Below are 22,822 nucleotides of genomic sequence, written 5' to 3' on the forward strand. Positions count from 1 at the left end.
TTATGCAGTCACCAAGCGGCGCTCCAGCAGATGTTCGAGCTCGTCGAGCAATTGATCACCACGCAGCAACTCGTAGTGTCCACCGGCCAACAAACGATCCACCCCGTGATGCCCGACCTGCGCTTCGAACACCCGGCGTTCATCCTCGCGCCCGGCCACCCACCAGCGATGTGCCGCGACCTGCACTTTCGGCAGTTGCCGTTGGGCCAATGCCAGTTGCTTGAGCGATGAGCCGGTGGCAAAGATCTGCGTCAGCTCACTGGCGCCCAACGCCGCGTGGCCATTGGAAACGTGCATGGCCGCTTCGATCACCGCGGCGGCGCCTTCGCGTTCGTTCAGTCCGATGGCGTTAAGCGCAATCAACGCCTGTGCTTCTTCAGACGGTTGACCCAGGACAAACTTCAGGAAATCCGCCAAATCTTCACGCCAATCCCCCGCCTCCGCCGTGCCCGCCACATAGCTATCGACCAGCCCGGCAAACGCCACCGTCTGCCCCTGGGTTTCCAGTTCATGGGCGACCAGTTGCGTCAACGCGCCACCCAAGGACCAGCCCAACAGGTAATACGGGCCTTCAGGTTGCTGTGAGCGAATCCGCTGCGCATAGGCCTGAGCCATCGACAGCAGCGATGCGTCCTGCCATTGCGGATCGAGCAGCATCCGGCATTGCAAGCCGTACACGGTGCGCCGACCTTCCAGGCGACGGGCCAGTGGTTCGTAGTCGAACACCGTGCCGAAACCGGCGTGAAGGCAGAACAGCGCCGGCACGTTTGCCACCCGGCCATTCAAGGCCAGCAACGGGTCCGGCGCAGTCGCAGTCTCGGCAGCCTGATAGCCACTCAGTTCAGCGATGCACGGTTTCTGCATCAGATCCCGCAGCTTCAATTCGAAGCCCAGTTTTGGCTGACTGCGCACCCGTGAGATGACTTTGAGTACTTGCAACGAGTCGCCACCGAGTTCGAAGAAGTTGTCGTCGATGCCCACTTGCGGCACGCCGAGTACGTCTTGCCAGATCGCGGTCAGCGCCTGTTCCAGTGCGTTACGCGGAGCGCGATAACCGCCGATGGCCCATTCCGGTTCCGGCAGTGCCCGACGATCAATCTTGCCGTTGGCCGACAGCGGGAAGCGCTCCAGCACCAGGATCCGCGCCGGCACCATGTAATCCGGCAACTGCGCTTGCAGTTCGGCCTTGAGTCGGCGATCCAGTCCCGCCGCACCCATTGCAACGACGTAGCCAACCAGCTGCTTGCCGGTCGGCGTGTCATGCACCACCACGGCAGCATCCTGCACCCCGGCGCAGTCGCGCAGACGCGCTTCGATCTCACCCAGTTCGATGCGGAAACCACGGATCTTCACTTGCTGGTCCAGTCGTCCGAGGTAGTCAATCAAGCCGCACTCACGCTGGCGCACCAGGTCGCCGGTGCGGTACATGCGGCCACCGGCCTCGAACGGATCGGGGATAAAGCGCTCGGCGCTCATGCCCGGACGCTGGTGATAACCACGGGCCAGGCAGTCTCCGCCCAGGTACAACTCACCGCTGACACCCACCGGCAGCGGATTAAGGTCGGCGTCGAGGATGTACAAGCCGCGGCCCGCCACTCCCCGGCCAATCGGCGCGTAAGCCGCATCGCAGGTTTCGCTGACCTCGGCACGCCATAGCAGCGGCGTGACCACGGTTTCGGTCGGACCGTAACCGTTGACCAGACGCTGTGGGCGCAGTGCACGCTTGACCTGTTCGAAACTGGCATCCGGCACCGCGTCGCCGCCGAAGCAGTACACCTGCACAGCCGGCGGATTGCCCAGGCGTTCGGCCACTTCGGCCATCTGTTGCAGGTACGCCGGCGGGAAACAGGCGACGGTGATGTTGTGGCGATGCAACACCTCCAGGGTTTGCTCCGGGGTCCACAGGCTGTCTTCGCGAATCACCAGACTGCCACCGGCCAACAGCACACTGAGCCAACGCTCCTGGGCACCGTCGAAGGCAAACGACATGAAGTGCAGTTCGCGACTTTGCGGGGCCAGTTCGTAGAGGTCGATGATGCCGCGGCAATGCCGGGCAATCGGCCCCCGCGCCACGGCCACGCCTTTCGGTTGACCGGTGGAACCGGAGGTGTAGATCAGGTACGCCAGGTGCCCGGGCAGCGGCGCGGAATCCGGGCACTCGGCATTATCGGCAACAGTCAACTGATCGAGCAGCAAACGCGGTGGACAGTCGGCCAGCGGCAGGCGCTCACCCAGATCGCTGTCGCAGAGCAACAGGTTGGCAGCCGAATCGCTGAGCATGTAGGCCAGTCGTTCAGCCGGATACGCCAGATCCAGCGGCAAGTACGCCGCACCGGCTTTAAGCACCGCGAGGAACGCGACGATGGTGCGCTCGGAGCGCGGCAACGCCACCGCCACCAGATTTTCCGCGCCGATACCGCGAGCGATCAGCTGTTGCGCCAGACCATTGGCCTGAGCCTCCAGCTCGGCATAACTGACTTTCCGATCCTCACAGAACAAGGCGATTTTCTGCGGCTGCGTGCGTACATGCTGATTGAAACTGTGCAGCAAATCAGCCTGATCGGTGGCGACTTGCGGCAGGCTCAAACGCGCCTCAGGCAAGCCAATGTTGCCCAGCAAGCAATCTGCATCTTCAGGCAGCGCCCGCAGCAGACCTTCAAGCTGCGCACGAATCCGCTCCACTTCCACGTCGCTGAAGCGCTCACGCAGATACAGGTACTCAACTTCCAGGCCTTCATCGTTGGCGCTGACCATCAAGTCCATCGGGAAGTTGGTCACGCCGCCGCTGCCGACGTCGGTAAAGCGCAGCTCGCCTTCTTCGCCGCCTTTCAAGGCGCGGTCCACCGGATGGTTCTCGAAGACGATGATGCTGTCGAACAGACCCTGGCCACCCTGCCCGGCCCAGCGCTGGATATCCGAGAGCGGTGTGTGTTCGTAGTCGCGCACGCTCAGGTTGTAGTCCTGCAGCTCGCGCAACCACTCGCCCAGCGGTTGTTGCGGGTCGAGGGTCTGGATCACCGGCAAGGTGTTGATGAACAGACCGAGCATTTCCTGGGCACCGGCCAGTCCCGTCGGACGCCCCGCCACCGTGGCGCCGAACGCCACGCTGCGTTGGCCGCTGTGGCGTTGCAGCAGCAACAGCCAGGCACCTTGAACCAGCGTGTTAAGGGTCACACGCTGACGCTTGGCGAAGCTGTGCAGCTTGCGCGTCGCTTCGGCGTCAAGGTCGCTGTACATCACGCCGTGACCTAAACCCGCGGCACCGGAGGCCTTGGCTAGAATGGTCGGTGCTTCCAGCAATGCCAGGCGCTCGCGCCAGAAGCCTTCGGCCTGGGCGTCGTCCTGGCGTTGCAGCCAGGCGATGTAGTCGGCGTAACGACCGGTCAATGCCGGCAGGCTGTCGTGGTGGTACAGGCGCAGCATCTCGCCCAACAGGCGTGAAGCACTCCAGCCGTCCAGCAGCAGGTGATGGTAGACCCAGATCATCTGGTACCGCGCTTCGCCCAGGCGTACCAGGATGAAGCGCATCAGCGGCGGACAGCTCAGGTCGAAGCCCTTGGCCTGTTCGGCGGCGGCCAGTTCGCTCAGTGCTTGTTCGGTGTCCGTGCGGTTACGCCAGTCGAACTCTTCAATCGGCAACTCGACCTCGGCAAACACCGCCTGCAACGGGTCAGCCAAGCCATCGCGCCAGCGGAACGCCGCGCGCAGCACCTCATGACGCTCGATCAACGCCTGCCAGGCCGCGCGGAAACGCGGCACCTGCAAACCTTCCACCTCGACGCTCAACTGGTTGACGTAGGGGTTGAGCTCCGGTGAATCGAGGCAGTGGAACAGCATGCCCTGCTGCATCGGCGACAGCGGATACAGGTCTTGCAGGCCCGCGCGCGCGGCCACGTCGACGTGCTGCACCAGCGCAAACGCTTCGACTTTTGGTGCTTCGACCAGCGCAGCTTCACGACTGCCGGCCACTGCCGCGAGGGCACGAATGGTCTGCTGCTCGAACAGTTGCTTGGGGCTGAACACCAGCCCGCGCTGCCCGGCACGGCTTACCGCTTGCAGCGAGATGATCGAGTCGCCACCCAGCTCAAAGAAGTTCTCGGTGACCCCCACCGACTCCAGGCCCAGCAGTTCCTGCCAGATCTCCACCAACAGAGCTTCGGCGGGCGACGCGGCCGCCACCTGATCCTGACGCTGGCGAGTCGCTTCAGGTGCCGGCAAACCTTGACGATCCAGCTTGCCATTGGGCGTCAGCGGCAACGCCGCCAGGCACATCAGATGCGCGGGCAGCATGTGCGCCGGCAGACGGCTGCGCAGGTGCGCCGTCAACGCGTCACGCAGATCCTGCTCGTCAGCCAACGGATCGCGTGCTACCACGTAGCCCACCAACTGACGGCCCGCCGGGCCTTCTCGGTCGATCACAAAGGCTTCACGCACGCCTTCGTGTTCGACCAGGCAGGCTTCGATTTCGCCGAGTTCGATACGGAAACCGCGAATCTTCACTTGCTGGTCGATACGCCCCAGGTACTCGACCACGCCATCGGCACGGAACCGTGCGAGGTCACCACTGCGATACAGGCGACCGCCCGGCACGAACGGATCGGGCACGAAGCGTTCGGCAGTCAGGTCAGGACGCTGATGGTAGCCACGGGCGACACCCTCGCCGCCCAGGTACAACTCGCCCGCCACGCCGACCGGCAACGGCTGCAAGCCACCGTCGAGAATGTAGGCGCTGCGGTTGCCGACCGGCCGGCCGATGGGCATGAAGGCCGAGTCGAATTCGGTGTCTGGATACGCCAGCCAGATCAACGGCGTGATCACCGTCTCGGTCGGGCCGTAGCCATTGATCAGGCGCTTGGGTTGCAGCACGCGTTGCACTTCGTCAAACGCATGCTTGGCCATGCCTTCACCGCACGGAGTGTAGGAACGGATCGGCAGGTCACGCCCGGCCTCGCCCATGAAATCGGCGATTTGTCCCAGGTAGGTCGGGGTAAAGCAGGCGATGGTGATGCCGTGCTTTTCAATCTCGGCGCAGGTGCGCTCCACGCTCCACAACTCGTCGTCACGGGGCATGACCGCCGAACCGAATACCAGCGGCGTGAGCCAGCGTTCGTGGGCGCCGTCGAAGCTGATCGAAGCGAATTGCAGCTCGCGGTCGTCCGGGGTCATGCCGTACAACTCGCCAATCTTCACGCAGTGCATGGCCAAAGGGCCGTGGGCCACGCTGACGCCTTTGGGCCGGCCGGTGGAGCCCGAGGTGTAGATCAGGTAGGCGAGGTTTTCGCCGCAGGTCAGGTTGACCGGGTTGGTCTCGGCCAGAGTCGCCAGCGGCTCACGGTCAATGTCCAGCACCGGCAGTCCTTCGGGCAGTGGTAGTTTTTCCCGCAGCCAGGATTGGCTGACCAGCAGGGAAATGCCGCTGTCCTCCATCAGGTAGCGCAGGCGTTCCGCTGGATAGGCCGGGTCCAGCGGCACGTAGGCACCACCTGCCTTGAGGATCGCCAGCAGGCCGACGATCATCTCGGGCGAACGCTGCATCGCCAGGCCGACCCGCACTTCCGGGCCGACGCCCAGTGCGCGCAGGCAATGGGCCAACTGGTTGGCGCGGCGGTTGAGTTGGTCGAAGCTCAGTTCCAGGTCGTTGAAGATCAGTGCGGTGGCGTGCGGACGAATGTCGGCCTGGGCTTCGATCAACTGATGCACGCACAGCGGATTCTGCTCTGCGGTAAACGCCGGGTTCCATTCGATCAACTGTTGCGCGCGCTCCGGTGCGGTCAGCAGGTCCAGCTCACTCAAGGCCGCCTGTGGCGCAGCGACCATTGCGGCCAGCAGCGCGGCCAGGTGTTCGCTCATCCGTGCAATCGCATCGCTGCTGAAGTGGCTGCACTGGTAGCTCCAGTTCAGGCTGAGCTGGCTTTCGGTGGTGGCCGCCAGGGTCAGCGGGAAGTTGGTGCGCTCGTGGTTCTGCGGGATCGAGAAGCTCAGGCCCTCTGGCGCGCCCTGTTGCAACGCTTCGGCCACCGGGAAGTTTTCGAACACCAGCAGGCTGTCGAACAGCGGCTCACCGGCGCGTCCGGCCCAGCGCTGAATGTCGCCCAGCGCGGTGAATTCGTGTTCGCGCAATTCCAGGTTCTGTGCCTGCAAACGACTCAACCATTGCTCGACGCTTTCCACGGCGTCCGGGCTGCTGATCACCGGCAAGGTGTTGATGAACAGGCCGAGTTGGCTTTCGGCTCCCGGCAAGTCCACCGGGCGCCCCGCCACCGTCGCGCCGAACGCCACGCTACGTTGACCGCTGTAGCGTTGCAGCAGCAGTGCCCAGGCACCTTGAACGAGGGTGTTGAGGGTGACTTTCTGCTGGCGGGCAAAGTCGCTGAAGCGCTTGCTGGTGGCCACGTCGAAGGTCTGGCGATGGTCGGCAAAGGCCGTGTCCGACGGGTTAGTGAGGCTCAGGCTCTCGGCCAGCAGCGTCGGGTTATCAAGGCTCGCCAGTTGCCCGCGCCAGAACAGCTCGTCGGCCTCGGCATCCTGGCGTTGCAACCAGCCGATGTAGTCGGCGAAGCGCCCGGTTGGCGCCTGCACGGTTTGCCCGGCATAACGCTGCAGCACTTCGCTCAACAGCAACGAATTACTCCAGCCATCGAGCAACAGGTGATGGTGGGTGTAGATCAGTTGCTGGCGTTCGTCGTCGAGGCGCACCAGGGTCAGGCGCATCAGCGGTGCGCGGGTCGAATCAAGCTGCAGACGTTCGCTGTCGATCAGTTGCACCAGGGCTTGGGCCTGATCCGCGCGGCCACGCCAGTCGAGGCAGGTCATCGGCAATTGCAGATGACGATGCACCAGTTGCACCGGCGCCTCGAAACCTTCAGGGAAGTGGAAACTGCTGCGCAGGATCGCGTGGCTGTCGAGCACCGCTTGCCAGGCGCGGCCCAGGCGTTCGGCGTCGAGGCCACGGGCTTGGACGCTGAGCTGGTTCACGTACGCGCCGGAATCCGATTCGTACAAACTGTGGAACAACAGACCGGCCTGCATCGGTGACAGCGGGTACAGATCCTCGATCTGCGCAGGCTTCACCGGCAGGCCATCGAGTTGCGCCTGGCTCAAACGCGCCAGCGGGAAATCCGCCGGGGTCACGCCGCCCGCGCCGTCGCTCAGGCAGTGTTCGATCAGCGCCAGCAACTCGCTGCGGAAATCCGCGGCCAGGATTTCGATCTCGCGACGGTCGAAGCATTCGCGGCTGAAGGTCCAGTCGAGTTTCAGTTTGCCGCCATAGACTTGACCGTCCACCGACAGCCAATTCGGCAACGGTGCGTCCGCCGATTGCGCGGCACCGCTGGACTCTTTTGCCGGCGAGAACAGCGCATCCTCGGCAAAGCTCTGGTCGAACTGACCGAGGTAGTTGAAGGTGACCCGTGCCTGTGGCAATGCGGCCAGCGCCGCTTGCGCCATGGCATCGCCCATGTAGCGCAACAGGCCGTAGCCCAAGCCCTTGCCGGGGATGTCGCGCAATTGCTGCTTGATCGCCTTGATCGAACCCGAAAGGTCGGCGGTGGGCGTCAGGCGCACCGGGAACAGGCTGGAGAACCAGCCGACGGTGCGGGTCAGGTCGATGTCGTCGAACAGCTCTTCGCGGCCGTGGCCTTCGAGCTGAATCAGTGCCGATTCGCTGCTGGTCCAGCGGCTGAGGGTGCGAGCCAGTGCGGTCAGCAGCAGGTCGTTGACCTGGGTGCGGTAGATCGCCGGGGCCTGTTGCAGCAGCTGACGGGTTTGTTCGCGGTCCAGACCGATGCTGACGCCCTGGCGTAAATGCCCGGCCTGACTGGCCTGGGCGTTGGCCGCTGGCAGCGAATCACTGGCGCCGTCCAAGTGGCTTTGCCACCAGCTCAACTCATTAATGGCAGTTTCGCAGCGTGCATAAGCGTCGAGCTTGTCGGCCCAGGCCTGGAAGGCGCTGGTTTTCGGTGGCAGTTCCTGGCCTTGGTAGGCGGCCTGCAAATCTTCCAGCAACACCCGCCACGACACACCGTCCACCGCCAAGTGGTGAATCACCAGCAGTAAACGTTGCGAACCATCGGCCTGGGCGATCAGCGCCACCCGCAGCAGCGGTCCGTCTTGCAGGCTGAGGCTGCGCTGGGCTTCATCGCACACCGATTCCAGCGAGGCATCACTGGCGACGCGGGCGGTCCAGAGCATGTCGATGACATCGGCACTGTCGGCGCCGACATAGCGGGCCGACCACTGGCCATCGACCTGACTGAAGCGCAAACGCAGCGCGTCGTGTTGCTTGAGCAGCCGTTGCAAGGCGCCTTGCAGACGCGGCAGGTCAAGGGTTTCCCGTGGCACCAGCAACACCGCCTGGTTCCAGTGCGCGCGTTGCGGAATCGGCTCTTCGAAGAACCAGCGCTGGATCGGCGTGAGTTTTTGCACACCGTCCACCGGCCCCTGTTGCGCCAGCGGGGCGGCTTGTTCTTTCACCACGCCAGCCAGTGCTTGCAAAGTCTGTTGCTGGAACAGGTCACGCGGTTGCAGGCTCAGGCCGGCACGGCGGGCGCGGCTGACCACCTGAATCGAGATGATCGAGTCGCCGCCCAGTTCGAAGAAGTTGTCCTGACGACCCACCTGTTCGACGCCCAACACGTCTTGCCAGATCTGCGCCAGCACCTGTTCATGGGCGCTGCGTGGTGCTTCGAAGGCGCGCTGGCTGACCTGCACGGTGGGTGCCGGCAGGCATTTGCGGTCCAGTTTGCCGTTGGGGCTCAGGGGCATCTGTTCGATCAGCACGGTCTGCGCCGGCACCATGTAGTCCGGCAGGCTGCCGAGCAGATGGCCCTTCAGGGCTTGGCGCCAGACGCCTTGCCGTTCGCCATCGGCGTCAACCAAAGCGCGATCCTGCGGCACGACGTAGGCCACCAGTTGCTTGCCGCTCGGACCGTCGAGGGCCAGCACCACGGCGTCCTGTACCTCGGCATGTTCTTGCAGACGGGCTTCGATTTCCCCCAGCTCGATGCGCAATCCGCGAATCTTCACCTGATGGTCGATGCGTCCGCAGTAGTCGATGGCGCCGTCGGCACGATAGCGCGCCAGGTCACCGGTGCGGTACAGGCGTTCGCCGCTGCCGAACGGATCGACCACGAAACGCTCGGCGGTCAGCGCGCCACGACGGTGGTAACCACGAGCGAGGCCGACCCCGCCCAGATACAGCTCGCCCACCGCGCCCAGCGGCAAGGGTTGCAGTTCGCTGTCGAGGATCAAGGTGCGCAGGTTGGCGATCGGGCGACCGATCGGCACGCTGTCGCGGCCCTCATCCACACAGGTCCAGTGGGTGACGTCGATGGCCGCTTCGGTCGGGCCATAGAGGTTGTACAGATTGGCTTGCGGCAGAGCGCGCAGGGTCTGGCGTTGCAGCTCCATCGGCAATGCTTCGCCGCTGCAAATGATGCGGGTCAGCGAGGTGCAGGCCAACGCTTCGTCGGCAGCGATAAAGGCCGAAAGCATCGACGGCACGAAGTGCAGCGTGGTGATCGCCTGTTCGACGATCAGTGCGGCGAGGCGTTGCGGATCGCGGTGCTCGCCCGGCGCGGCGATGACCAGGGTGGCGCCTTTCATCAACGGCCAGAAGAATTCCCAGACCGATACGTCGAAACTGAACGGCGTCTTTTGCAGCACACGGTCCGTGGGCTGCAAGTTGTAGGCTTGTTGCATCCACTCCAGGCGGTTGTGCAGGGCCACATGGCGGTTGCCCGTGCCTTTCGGTTTGCCGGTGGAACCGGAGGTGTAAATCATGTAGGCGAGGTTTTCGGCAATCGCCAGATTAGAGGGGTCAGTGCCCGGCAAGTCGCTCAACCAATCGGCATCGCTGTGCAAGCAAAGGGTGCGCACCGAGTCCGGCGTCGGCAATTGCGCCAGCAGATGTTCCTGGGTCAGCAACAGCGAAATACCGCTGTCTTCGATCATGTAGCTCAGGCGATCCAGCGGGTATTCCGGGTCCAGTGGCACGTAGGCGCCGCCGGCCTTGAGGATCGCCAACAGGCCGACCACCATCTCGAACGAACGGTCGCAGGCAATCCCGACGATCACTTCCGGGCCGACACCTTGGGCACGCAGGTGATGGGCCAGGCGATTGGCACGAAGGTTCAGTTCAGCGTAGCTCAGGCTCCGCCCCTGAAACACCAGCGCGGTCGCTTCAGGGTTTTCCACCACGCGCGCTTCGAAATGCCGCTGTACGCAGACTTCGCCCGGATAACGCGTTGCGGTGGCGTTGAGGTCGTCGAGGATGCGCAGGCGCTCATCGGTATCCAGCAGCGGCAGTTCCGCCAACGGAGTCTGCGGGTTGGCCAAGACACCGGCCAACAGGTTGCGCCAGTGTCGAGCCAGATCCTCGATGCGCTCGGCGTCGAACAGGTCGGTAGCGTAGGTCAGGCTGGCGAACAGCTTGTCGCCCTCTTCCTGGGTGTCCAGTTGCAAGTCGAACTGGGTGGTGTGTGCCATGGCGTTCAGCGCTTCGACTCGCAGCCCCGCAAGCAAGCCGCTGACCGCTGCCGGTCTCGCCTGCTGGTGGTTGAACATCACCTGGAACAGCGGGCTGTGGCTGAGGCTGCGCTCACCTTGCAGCGCTTGCACCAGGCGTTCGAACGGCAGGTCCTGATAATCCTGGGCATCCAGCGATGCGGTTCGGGTCTGCTCCAGCAGCTGGCTGAACGGCAGACGCCCGTCGAGTTCGGCGCGCATCACCTGGGTGTTGACGAAGAAGCCTATCAGGCCACGGGTTTCCGTGCGGTTGCGGTTGCCGATCGGCACGCCGATGCGCAGGTCGGACTGGCCGCTGTAGCGATAGAGCAAGGCCTGGAAGCTTGCCAGCAAGAGCATGAACGGGGTGACGCCGCGCTGTTTGGCCAGGCTCATCAGCCCGCTGGCCAATGTTGAATCGAGGGCGAAATCCAGACGCGCGCCCTGCTGGCTCGGTTGCGCCGGACGTGCACGATCGGTCGGCAATTCCAGCAACGGCTGTTCGCTGCCGAGTTTGTCCCGCCACCAATCCAGTTGACGCTCCAGCTCCCCCGCTTCCATCCAGCGCCGCTGCCAGGCGGCATAGTCGGAGTACTGGATTGGCAGCGCTTGCAGTCCAGCGCTCTGCCCTTGACAGTGAGCGGCGTAGAGCCGGGAAAACTCTTCGACCAGCACACCCATCGACCAACCGTCGGTGACGATGTGGTGCAGGGTCAGCACCAGCACATGGTCCTCGGCGTCGAGCTGCAACAAACTCACGCGCAACAACGGCCCATGTTGCAGATCGAACGGCCGGGCAATCTCCGCTTCGACTGTTTTCATCGCCAGTTCGAAGCGCTGTGCCTCGGGGACGGCGCGCAGATCGTGCTGTTCGATGGGCAGCGTGGTGAAGGTCGCCAGGGCTTGCCTCACCTGGCCGTCGTCCTCGACGAAACGGCTGCGCAGGCTCTGGTGCCGCTCCAGCAGCACGTCGAAACTTTGTTGCAGCGCCGCGAGGTTCAGCGACCCGTGCAGACGCAACGCGGCAGGAATGTTGTAGGCGCTGCTCTGCGGGTCGAGCTGCCAGAGGAACCATTGGCGTTGCTGCGCGTAGGACAGCTCAAAGCTCGCTTGCGGCTCGGCGGCGGACGGAATCGGCAGTTGGCCGAAACTGACGCCTTGCTCTTGCATGCGGTGCAAAAACTCGCGGCGTTTGTCCGCAGGCAGGCCGGCAAAGCGGGTGGCAATACGCTGGGCAGTGCTGTGTTCCATCAGTTGAACTCCATCTCGTCCAGAAGCGACTCAAGCGCATCCAGACGTGCATCGTTGTCAGTCGGGGCTTGTTGCCCGGCCATGGCGGCATAAGCCTGAAGGTCGTTGCTTTCGAACAGCGCGCGCAGCGGCAGCTCGATCCCCAGTTCCAGTTCCACGCGGGCACTGGCCTGGGCGGCGAGCAGTGAATGCCCGCCCAATTCAAAGAAGTTGTCGCGCCGGCCGATCTGCGCCACGCCCAGTACGTCGGCCCAGATGGCGGCCAGTTGCTGTTCGAGATGGCCTTCGGGGGCTTCGAACGGACGCTGCCAGTGCTCGACATCCGGCAGCGGCAAGGCCTTGCGGTCGAGCTTGCCGTTGCTGGTCAGTGGCAAGACGTCGAGCAGCAGCCAGTGGCTGGGCACCATGTAATCGGGCAGGTCGACCTTGAGCACGGCGCGCAGGGTGTCGCGCCAGCCAATCGGGTCATGCGGGGTGTGTTCGGCGACGACGTAAGCGCATAGCTGCGGACCGCCGTCGCCGGCATGCACGCTGATCACCGCCTGACGCACGCCCGGTTGCGCCAGCAATGCGGCTTCGATCTCGCCCAGTTCGATACGGAAGCCACGGATCTTCACTTGCTGGTCGATCCGCCCGAGGTAGTCGATGCTGCCGTCGACACGCTGGCGCGCCAGGTCGCCGCTGCGATACAGGCGCTGGGAAGCGTCGAACGGGCTCGGTACGAAACGCTCGGCGGTCAGGCCGAAACGTCCGTGATAACCCCGCGCCAGGCCGGCACCGGCGATGTGCAACTCGCCCGCCACGCCCACCGGCACCGGTTGCAACTGGCTGTCGAGCAAGTACCAGCGCAGGTCGCGGATCGGCAGGCCGATCGGACTCTGCGCCTTGCCGTCGAGGTCGGCCAGGCGGATCGCGCGATAGGTCACGTGCACCGTGGTTTCGGTGATGCCGTACATGTTCACCAGCGTTGGCTGCTGGTCGCCGAAGCGCTCGAACCATGGCCGCAGGCTCGCCACTTCCAGTGCTTCACCGCCGAAAATCACCTGGCGCAACGCCAGGCTGCGCGGGCTGGCGCAGGCAATCGGCAACAGCTGGCGGAACGCGGTCGGGGTCTGGTTCAGCACCGTCACGCCTTCATCGCAGAGCAAGCGGTGGAACGCCTGCGGTTCGCGGCTGATGTAGTACGGCACGATCACCAGGCGTCCGCCGGTGCACAGCGAACCGAACAGCTCCCACACCGAGAAATCGAAGGCGTAGGAATGGAACAGGGTCCAGACATCGTCCGCGCCGAAATTGAACTCAGCGGCGGTGGCGGTCAGCAAACGCCCGACGTTGCCATGGCTGAGCAGTGCGCCTTTTGGCCGACCGGTGGAACCGGAGGTGTAGATCACGTAGGCGAGGTTGTCCGGGGTTGCCAGGGTTGGCAGGTTGTCGCTGTTGTAGGCGTCCAGTTGCAACGACGAAAGGTCCAGCACTTGCACACCGTCGCGGGCCGGCAAGCCATCGATCAAGTGTGACTGGGTCAACAACAGCGCGATGCCGCTGTCGTCGATCATGTAGCTCAGGCGTTCGGCCGGGTATTGCGGGTCCAGCGGCACGTAGGCGCCACCGGCCTTGAGAGTTGCCAGCAACCCCACCACCAGCGGCATCGCCCGCTCGGTGGCGATGCCCACGCGCACTTCCGGGCCGACGCCTTGTTCGCGTAGTTTGTGCGCAAGGCGGTTGGCCTGGGCGTTGAGCGCGGCGTAGGTCAGCTGTTCGCCTTCATAGGTCAGTGCGATGGCGTCCGGGCGTTGTTCAGCTTGAACTTCAAACAACTGATGCAGGGTTGGAGACGGCGGTTGTGCCTGGAACGCCGGGTTCCAGTGCTGGATCAGCTCATCGTATTGCGGCGTTTGCAGCAGCGGCAGTTCCGCCACGCGCTGCTGCGGATCGGCGACCACCGCGCGCAGCAGGTTCAGCCACTGTCTGGCGAAACGCTGCATCGAAGCTTCGTCGTACAAATCGGTGGCGTAGCTCAGGCTGGCGTCCAGTTCATCACCCTGCTCCTGGGTATCAAGCACCAGATCGAATTGCGCAGTGTGCTGCTGCCAGTGCAGGCGCTCGACCTGCAAATCGGCCACGGCGCGTTCGACGCTTGCGCCCAGCTGTTGCTGATGGTTGTAGAGCACCTGGAACAACGGGCTGTGATTGAGGCTGCGATCCGGTTGCAAGGCATCGACCAGTTGCTCGAACGGCAAGTCCTGATGGGCCTGCGCCGCCAAGGCGGTGTGCTTGACCTGTTGCAGCAAGGTGCTGAACGGTTGCTGCCCGTCGATCTCGGCGCGCAGCACCTGGGTGTTGATGAAGAAACCGATCAGGCCTTCGGTTTCGAGGCGCGAACGCCCGGCACTCGGCACGCCGACGCTGATGCCCGACTGCCCGCTCTGGCGATGCAGCAAGGTCTGGAAACTCGCCAGCAACAGCATGAACAACGTCACTTGCTGTTCTTGCGCGCGCTGGCGTAGACCGGCTAGCAAGTCGCGATCGACCTGCAACAGCAGGCTGGCACCACGCTCGCTGCGGCGAGCCGGACGACTCAGTTCACTCGGCAATTGCAGCGGTGCCTGGCTGCCATCCAGTTGCTCGCGCCACCAGGCCAATTGCCGTGCGCCCTCCCCGGCCTCCAGCCAGTCGCGCTGCCAACGGGCGTATTCACTGTAGGCCACCGGCAGCGCTTTCAGGCGTTCGACACGACCTTCAACGGCAGCCTGATACAAAGCGCTGAACTCATCGACCATGACCTGCATCGACCAGCCATCGGCAGCGATGTGGTGCACGGTGAGCACCAGCACATGGTGCTCGGCGCTGACTTGCAACAGCAGCATGCGCCACAGCGGGCCGTTGCGCAGGTCGAACGGCCGGGCGATTTCTTCGGCCACGGCATTGTTGATCGAAGACGCATCGATTGGCCGCTCGTTGAATTGCAACGGCAGTTCGACATGCACCACTGGCCGCGCTTGCTGGCCGTCCTGTTCGAAGGTGGTACGCAGGGTTTCGTGACGCGCCTGCAATTGCTCGAAAGCTTGGCGCAGCGCGTCGCGATTCAACGAACCTTTGAGGCGTAGCGCCGCCGGAATGTTGTAGGCCGCGCTGTGCGGGTCCAGTTGCCAGAGAAACCATTGGCGTTGCTGGGCGTAGGACAGAATCCGCGACTGATCGTCCAACGCGCGTTGCAACAGCGGTTGCCCCGCGACGGTCGCCTGCGCTGCCCGCTCGGCAAATTCCGCCAGGTTCGCTGCAGAGAACAGACTGCTCACCGACAGTTCAAGCTGCAGTTGCTGGCGCACACGGGAAATCACTTGCAGCACCAGCAGCGAATGGCCGCCCAACTCGAAGAAGTTGTCATCGCGGCCGACGCTCTCGACCTGCAACACCTCCTGCCAGATCTGCGCCAGTTGCGTTTCCAGTCCTGCGGTCGGCGCCACGAAGTCACGTTGCGCATCAACCGCCTCAGCCCGTGGCAGGGCCTTGCGGTCGAGTTTGCCGTTGTTATTGAGCGGCAACTTGTCCAGCAGGACCATGTGGCTGGGCACCATGTAGTCTGGCAGCGACTGGCGCAGGACGGCTTTGAGCCCTTCCAGATAGTCCGCCTCGGACACCACCGCGTCGCTGGCCACGACGTACGCCACCAGTTGCGTGCCGTCCTGGGCGATGACGGCGGCTTCGCGGACTTCGTCCCGGGCTTGCAGGCAGGCTTCGATCTCGCCCATTTCGATGCGGAAACCGCGAATCTTCACCTGGTGGTCGATACGCCCGACGTATTCCAGATTGCCCTCAACGTTGTAACGCGCAAGGTCACCGCTGCGGTACAGCCGCGCGCCCGGCTCGCGAGCGAACGGGTCCGGCAGGAAACGTTCGGCGGTCAGTGCCGGACGGTCGAAGTAGCTTTGCGCCAGGCAGGCCGGTGCGCCGATGCACAACTCGCCGACGCCGTCGGCCGGCAGTAGCTGACCGGCAGCGTCCAGCACGTGCAACGCACGGCCAGGGATGGCGCGACCGATCGGAATGCCGAAGGCATCACTGGCATCGGCCAATTGGCATTCATGCACGCTGGACACCACCGTCGCTTCGGTCGGCCCGTAGGTGTTGAGCAGGCGCACATGACTCAGGCCGGCCTGATGCCACAGGCGCAGGCCTTCCACCGACATCGCCTCGCCGCCGACGTGCACCTGACGCAAATCGCCAAGGCTCGGCACTACACCGCCGGCACATTCACGGGCCAGCAGGAACCAGTAGGCAGCCGGCAAATCGGCCACGGTCACGCCCTGATCGACGATTTCCGCAGCCAGTCGGCCGGCGTCCCACAGGTCATCGCCGCGCATGATCAACGCAGCGCCGACGCACAATGCCGGGAAGCACTGCTCGACGAAGCCGTCGAAGCTGAAGGTGGCGAATTGCAAGACGCGGTCCGTGGGTGACAGCTTTGAGTAGTCGGCGGCGGTCTGGCAGAACTCGCGCAGGGCGGCGTGGGTGATGGCGACGCCTTTGGGTTGGCCGGTGGAGCCGGAGGTGTAGATGATGTAGGCGAGGTCTTCGGCGGCGGGTCGGGCGATTTCGCGAGCAAGCTGCGCTGCCACAGGGGTTGTGGTGTCTTCGAAGTTCAGCCGTGGCAGGTCTGATGGCAGGTCTTGCAGCAAGCCGGATTCGTCCAGCAGTAGGTCGAGACGGCTGTCGTCGATCATGTACGCCAGACGTTCAGCCGGGTATGCCGGGTCCAGCGGCACGTAGGCCGCGCCGCTTTTCAGTACCGCCAGCAGGCTGACGAGCAGTTGCGGACCACGACGCATGGCCAGGCCGACACGCTTGCCGGGGCCGGCGCCGTGGTCGATCAGGCGCTGGGCCAGGCGGTTGGATTGTGCATTCAGTTGCCCGTAGCTCAGGGAGTGGCCGTCGATCTGCAACGCCAAAGCGTCGGGCGTGGCTACGGCTTGCGCGGCGATTTGCTCGTGGGCCAAAAGCGTTGTGGATAACTCAACCGCAGGGGGTTGGCTGATCGCGAGTACCGCGTTCTTTCCATCGATGTCGAGCAGTTCCAGCGAGCCCAACGCCGCCTCCGGCGACGCCACCCATTGCGTCAACAGGTGCTGCAAGTTCGCCGATAGCTGAGCGATCTGCCCGGCACTGAACCGTACCGCGTCATAACTGAACTCCAGACCCAGTCCTTCGCCCAATTCGATGCCCAGGGTCAGCGGATAGTGAGTGCGCTCGTGATTGTGCAGGTTACCGAACGACAACCCGGCCGGCGCGCCCTGCTTCAGCGCTTCGGCCACCGGAAAGTTTTCGAACACCAGCAGGCTGTCGAACAGCGCCGAGCCTTGCTGGCCCGCCCAACCCTGAATGTCGTACAGCGGCACATGCTCGAACTCACGCATCGCCAGGTTCAGCCCTTGAAGCTCGCCCAGCCACTGGCTGACGGTCTGGTCCGGCTTGATCGCGCACACCAGCGGCAGGGTGTTGATGAACAGGCCGAGCTGTTCTTCGATCCCCGGCAACGGTGCCGAACGTCCGGCCACGGTGGCGCCGAACACCACGCAATCCTGGCCGGTGTAGCGTTGCAGCAACAGGCTCCAAGCCGCTTGCAGCAGGGTGTTGAGGGTGACTTTCTGTTGACGGGCGAACTCGGCCAGACGCTGGGTTGCGCGGTTGTCGAGGGTGACGCGGTGTTCGCCATTGCCCTCGACGCCCACCGGTGGACGCAAGGCTTCGGCCAGCAGCGTCGGGGTTTGCAGCGGTGCCAGTGCGGCTTTCCAGAACTGCTCGCCAGCCTCCACCGATTGCTGCTGCAACCAGCCCAGGTAATCGCGATATTGCCCGGTGGGTGCCGGCAACGATTGCCCAGCGGCGTAGTGCTGGATCACTTCGGCCAGCAACTGCGCGTTGCTCCAGCCATCCATCAAAATGTGGTGACTGGTGTAGATCAGGTGCCAGTCATTGGCGCCCGTGCGAACGAGCTTCAGGCGGAACAGCGGCGCCGTCCCCAACTCGAAACCTTGCGCGCGTTCAGCGTCAGCCAGTGCATCGGTGTCAATCGCTTCCAGCACTTCAAGGGGCAGTTCGACCTGACGGGCAATCGCCTGATGCGCGATGTCGAGACCTTGCCAATGGAAGCTGCTGCGCAGGATGTCATGACGCTCGACTGCGGCCTGCCACGAGCGTGCGAAACGCTCGATGTCCAACCCGCCGATGTCCAGGCGCAACTGGCTGATGTACGCGCCGACCTGCGGCTCGTACAGGGTGTGGAAGAGCATGCCCTGTTGCATCGGCGACAGCGGATACAGGTCTTCGAGATGAGCAACGGCCAGTGGCAGTCCGTCGAGTTGGGCCTGATCGATACGCGCCAACGGGAAGTCCGATGGCGTGGCTTGTGGCGCTTCCAGAGCGCAGCAGTGATCGATCAGCGCAATCAATTCCCGGGCGTAATCGTCAGCCAGACGCTGGACGGTCGCGGTGTCGAACATCTCGCGACTGAAGCCCCAGCTCAGGGACAACTCACCGCCATAGACCTGGCCTTCAACCACCAGCCAGTTGCCCAGCGGTGCCGACGGATCCTGTGCGATGCCATTGCCTTCGGTGGATGGGGTGAACAACGCGCCGTCGTCGAACTGACGGTCGAACTGCCCCAGGTAGTTGAAGGTGATGCGCGGTTGCGGCAACGCCGCCAGTTCGGCGCGGGTCTGCGCCGTGCCGAGATAGCGCAGCGCGCCGTAGCCCAGGCCTTTGTCCGGGACGTTGCGCAGCTGTTCCTTGATGGATTTGATCGAGGCGCCGAGATCGGCAGCAGGTTTTAGGTTGACCGGGAACAGGCTTGTGAACCAACCCACGGTGCGCGTCAGGTCGACGTCGTCGAACAAGTCTTCGCGGCCATGGCCTTCGATCTGGATCAGCGTGCTGCCCTGCCCGCTCCAGCGGCAAACGGCGCGCGCCAGTGCGGTCAGTAGCAGGTCATTGACCTGGGTGCGGTAGGCCGCCGGAGCCTGTTGCAGCAGTTGGCGGGTCTGTTCGGCGCCGAGCTTGAGTTCGAGTTTGTGTTCGAAACGGTTTTCCAGCGCGCCGTTCGGGCGCTCGCACGGCAGGTCGCCTGGTGCGTCTTGCAGTTGGGTCTGCCAGTGGCCGAGGCTGTTTTCAAAAGCTGGTAGATGATCCTGCAAACGCGCGACCCAGCGCTGATAGCTGCTGGTTTTCCCAGGCGCCACGCCACCGTTGTAGAACTGCTGAAGATCTTCCAGCAGCACGCGCCAGGACACACCGTCCACCGCCAAGTGGTGAACCACCAACAGCAGACGTTCGCTGCCGTCGGCCATGGCGACAAGCAGTGCACGCAGCAATGGGCCATTGTGCAAATCGAGACTGCGCTGGGCTTCGTCGCACAGAGCGTTAAGTTCTTCGACCGATTGTGCCTGACGCTGCCACAACACCGAATCGGTAGTCGGCGCGGCATACGCCTGTTGCCAGCCGTTCTCGGCTTGCTGATAGCGCAGACGCAGGCTGTCGTGATGAGTCAGCAATTGCTCCAGGGCACGCTCCAGCGCCTCGACCTTCAACGACTCGCGCGGCACCAGCAGCAGCGACTGGTTCCAATGTTGACGCTCGGGGATGGCTTGCTCGAAGAACCACTGTTGCACCGGCGCCAGCGCCACCGCGCCACTGGCCGGGCCTTGCTCGATCAACGATTGCCCGCCGCTGCGGGCCGCCTGGGCCAGGCTGCGGATGGTCTGGTGCTGGAACAGGTCCTTGGGGCTCAACACGATCCCGGCCTGGCGAGCGCGGCTAACCACTTGCATCGAAACGATGGAGTCGCCGCCCAGCTCGAAGAAATTGTCCTCCAGACCGACGTTGTCGATGGCCAGCACGTCTTGCCAGATCGCCGCGAGGGACTTTTCCAGTTCGCTGCGTGGCGCGACGTGTTCGCGCTGTTGTGTGGTGCCATCAACCGCCGGCAGAGCCTTGCGGTCGAGCTTGCCGTTGGGGGTCAACGGCAGATGTTCGAGGAACAGCAGGAACGCCGGGACCATGTAGTCTGGCAAGTGCTGACGCAGGGCCGCTTTCAGGGATTCGCGCAGGGTCGCTTGCGCATCGATGTCATCCAGCAACGCCGGATCGTTCGGCACGAGGTAGGCCACCAGTTGCTGGCCATTGGCACCGTCCTGCGCCAGCACCACCAGTTCACGGACCGCGTCCTGTTGCAACAATCGCGCTTCGATTTCGCCCAACTCGATACGGAAACCGCGCACCTTGACCTGATGGTCGATACGGCCGACGTATTGCAGAGCACCGTCGGCCTGATAACGGGTCAGGTCGCCGGTGCGGTACAGGCGCTCGCCGGTACTGGAAAACGGGTTCGGCACGTATTTCTCGGCGGTCAGGCCCGGCCGTGCCAGATAACCACGGGTGATGCCGGCGCCGCTCAGGTACAGCTCGGCAGACACGCCCTGCGGCACCGGTTGCAGGTCGGCGTCCAGCAGATAGCCGGCGGTGTGCTTGAGCGGGCGGCCGATACTGGCGCGGCCACCGGCCTCGCGACGGGTCCAGGTGGAATAGGTGGTGTCTTCCGACGGGCCGTACAGGTCGTAGACGTGTTCGACGGTCGGCTGCTGGTATAGCGCGTCCACCAGGCTCTGTTTCAGCGGCTCACCGGCCAGGTTGATGATGCGCACGCCCGGCGGAACCTGTCCGTCGCGTTGCAGGGCATTGATCGCCGAGGGCACGGTGTTGATCAGCCGTACCTGATCCCGTGCCGGCAGCAACGGCAGCTCCAAAGCGTTGCGGGCGATGATCACCGAACCACCGTTGGCCAGGGTCACGAACAGCTCCCACACCGACAGGTCGAAGCACACCGAGGTCGAGGCCAGCACGCCCTGAATGTCGTCGCGGCTGTACACCGATTGCGACCAGTCGATCAGCGCCAGCACGTTGCGATGGGCGATGGCCACGCCTTTGGGTTTGCCGGTGGAACCGGAGGTGTAGATCACGTAGGCCAGGTTATCCGGCGTGACGCGGGTGACCGGGGCGCTGGCTGGGTAATCGGTCAGCGAGAGGTTGTCCATCAGCAACACGGTGGTGTCGCCTGACACGGTCAAGGTCGCGGCAACGGATTGCTCGGTCAGCAGCACCAGAGCACGGCTGTCTTCGAGCATGTAGGCGACGCGTTCAGCCGGATAATCCGGGTCCAGCGGCACATAGGCACCACCGGCCTTGAGTACCGCCAGCAAGGCAATCAGCAGTTGCTCGGAACGCGGCATGGCCACGCCGACCCGGAATTCCGGACCGACACCCAGTTCGATCAGCTTGTGCGCCAGACGATTGGCCTGCTGATCGAGTTCGCTGTAGGTCAGCTGTTTGGAGGCGAAGGTTACCGCCAGTGCATTCGGGTTGGCGGCGGCTTGCTGGCTGATCATCTGGTGAATGCACAGATGCTGGGCGAAGTTGTCGTCCGCGCGGTTCCAGTCATGGACGATGAGCTGGTATTCAGCCTGTTCCAGCAGCGGCAGATCGCTGATGCGCTGCCGGGCATCGCTGACCATGCCTTGCAACAGGTGCGTCCAGTGTTGCGCCATGCGCGCGATGGTCGCGGCGTCGAACAGGTCGTTGGCGTAGGTCAGCGCGGCGTGCAGCTTGCCGCCCTTTTCGTACGTGTCCAGAGTCAGGTCGAATTGCGTGGTGCGCCCTTGCCATTCGATCACACCCAGTGCCAAACCGGATTGGGTGGTGACAGTGGAAATGTCCGCGACCTGTGGCTGGTGGTTGTACATCACCTGGAACAGCGGCGTGTGGCTGAGGCTGCGTTCCAGTTTCAAGGCTTCCACCAGACGCTCGAACGGCAGGTCCTGATGGGCCTGGGCACCGAGGGCGGTTTCCTTGATGCGGCGCAGCAATTCGTCGACCCGGATCTGGCCGTCCAGTTGCGTACGCAGCACCTGGGTGTTGACGAAGAAACCGATCAGGCCTTCGATCTCGGCGCGGTTGCGGTTGGCGATGGGGACGCCGACGCGGATGTCGTTCTGTCCGGTGTAGCGGTGCAGCAGCACGTTGAAGGCACCGAGCAACAACATGAACAGGGTGATGTTGTGTTTCTGCGCGGTGGTCCGCAGTTGCTCGGCCAGTTGCCCGTCGACGGCGAATTCGTAGCGGGTTCCGCGATAGCTCGGCATCGCCGGGCGCGGATGGTCGGTGGGCAGTTCCAGCACCGGATGCTCATCGCCCAGTTGCGCCTGCCAATAGTCGAGCTGACGTGCCTGCTCGCCGGCCTCCAGCCAGCGGCGCTGCCAGAGCGCGTAGTCGCTGTACTGGATCGGCAACGCCGCCAGTTGCGGTTGTGTGCCGGCATCGAAGGCGTCGTAGCAGCGGATGAATTCGTCGATCAGCACGTTCATCGACCAACCGTCGGACACGATGTGGTGCAGGGTCAGCAGCAGGACGTGTTCCTGCTCGGCGAGTTTGAGCAAGGTCACGCGCAGCAGCGGACCGCTGCCCAGATCGAAGGGCTGCACCGATTGCTGTTCGGCTGCTCGGGCGACTGCCAATTCACGTTCCGAGGCCGGTAGTGCGCTGAAATCCACATGATCGATCACCAGCGGTGCGGTGGCCGGCACTTGCAGCAGACTGTCGTCGGCCTGACGGGCGAACACCGTGCGCAGGGTTTCGTGACGCGCCACCAGACTGGCGAACGCCTGTTCCAGCGCCGGCAGGTTCAGGCGTCCGCTCAGGCGCACCGCGCCCGGCAGGTTGTAGGCGCCGCTTTGCGGGTCCAGTTGCCAGAGAAACCACATGCGTTGCTGGGCGTACGACAGCGCCTGGCGATCCTCGGCCTCGACCCCGGCAGGAATGGGGAACCGGGCGAACTCCACGCCCTCCTTGTGCAAGGCCGCAAGGAACATCTGGCGCTTTTCCAGGGGCAACCCGATAAACCGGCGAGCAAGTTTCAAGGAGTCTTCAGCATTCATTTCTGGGTATCCGGATCAGTGGCGGGAAGCACAAAGGCACGTCGTCCCTATAAAACGAATGCAGGCCGGAAAAATTAGCCTGAAGG

2 protein-coding genes are annotated in these 22,822 nt (G+C 63.8%); both read right to left on the reverse strand.

Annotated features, from left to right (window positions below):
- Entirely contained in the window at positions 1–11,754 is an 11,754-nt protein-coding gene (locus FFS64_RS27490; protein ID WP_137807928.1) for a non-ribosomal peptide synthase/polyketide synthase, read from the reverse strand.
- Positions 11,754–22,736, reverse strand: coding sequence for a non-ribosomal peptide synthetase (locus FFS64_RS27495; protein ID WP_137807929.1), 10,983 nt, complete (start codon positions 22,734–22,736; stop codon positions 11,754–11,756). Before FFS64_RS27495 ends, FFS64_RS27490 begins: the two co-directional genes overlap by 1 nt.
- Positions 22,737–22,822: the final 86 nt, after the last annotated feature.

Source organism: Pseudomonas sp. G(2018) (assembly GCF_005502415.1).
Taxonomy (GTDB): domain Bacteria; phylum Pseudomonadota; class Gammaproteobacteria; order Pseudomonadales; family Pseudomonadaceae; genus Aquipseudomonas.

Excerpts from the sequence above, each read along its gene's own strand:
- FFS64_RS27490 (WP_137807928.1), bottom strand. The coding sequence starts at position 11,754 with ATGGAACACAGCACTGCCCAGCGTATTGCCACCCGCTTTGCCGGCCTG.
- FFS64_RS27495 (WP_137807929.1), bottom strand. The coding sequence starts at position 22,736 with ATGAATGCTGAAGACTCCTTGAAACTTGCTCGCCGGTTTATCGGGTTG.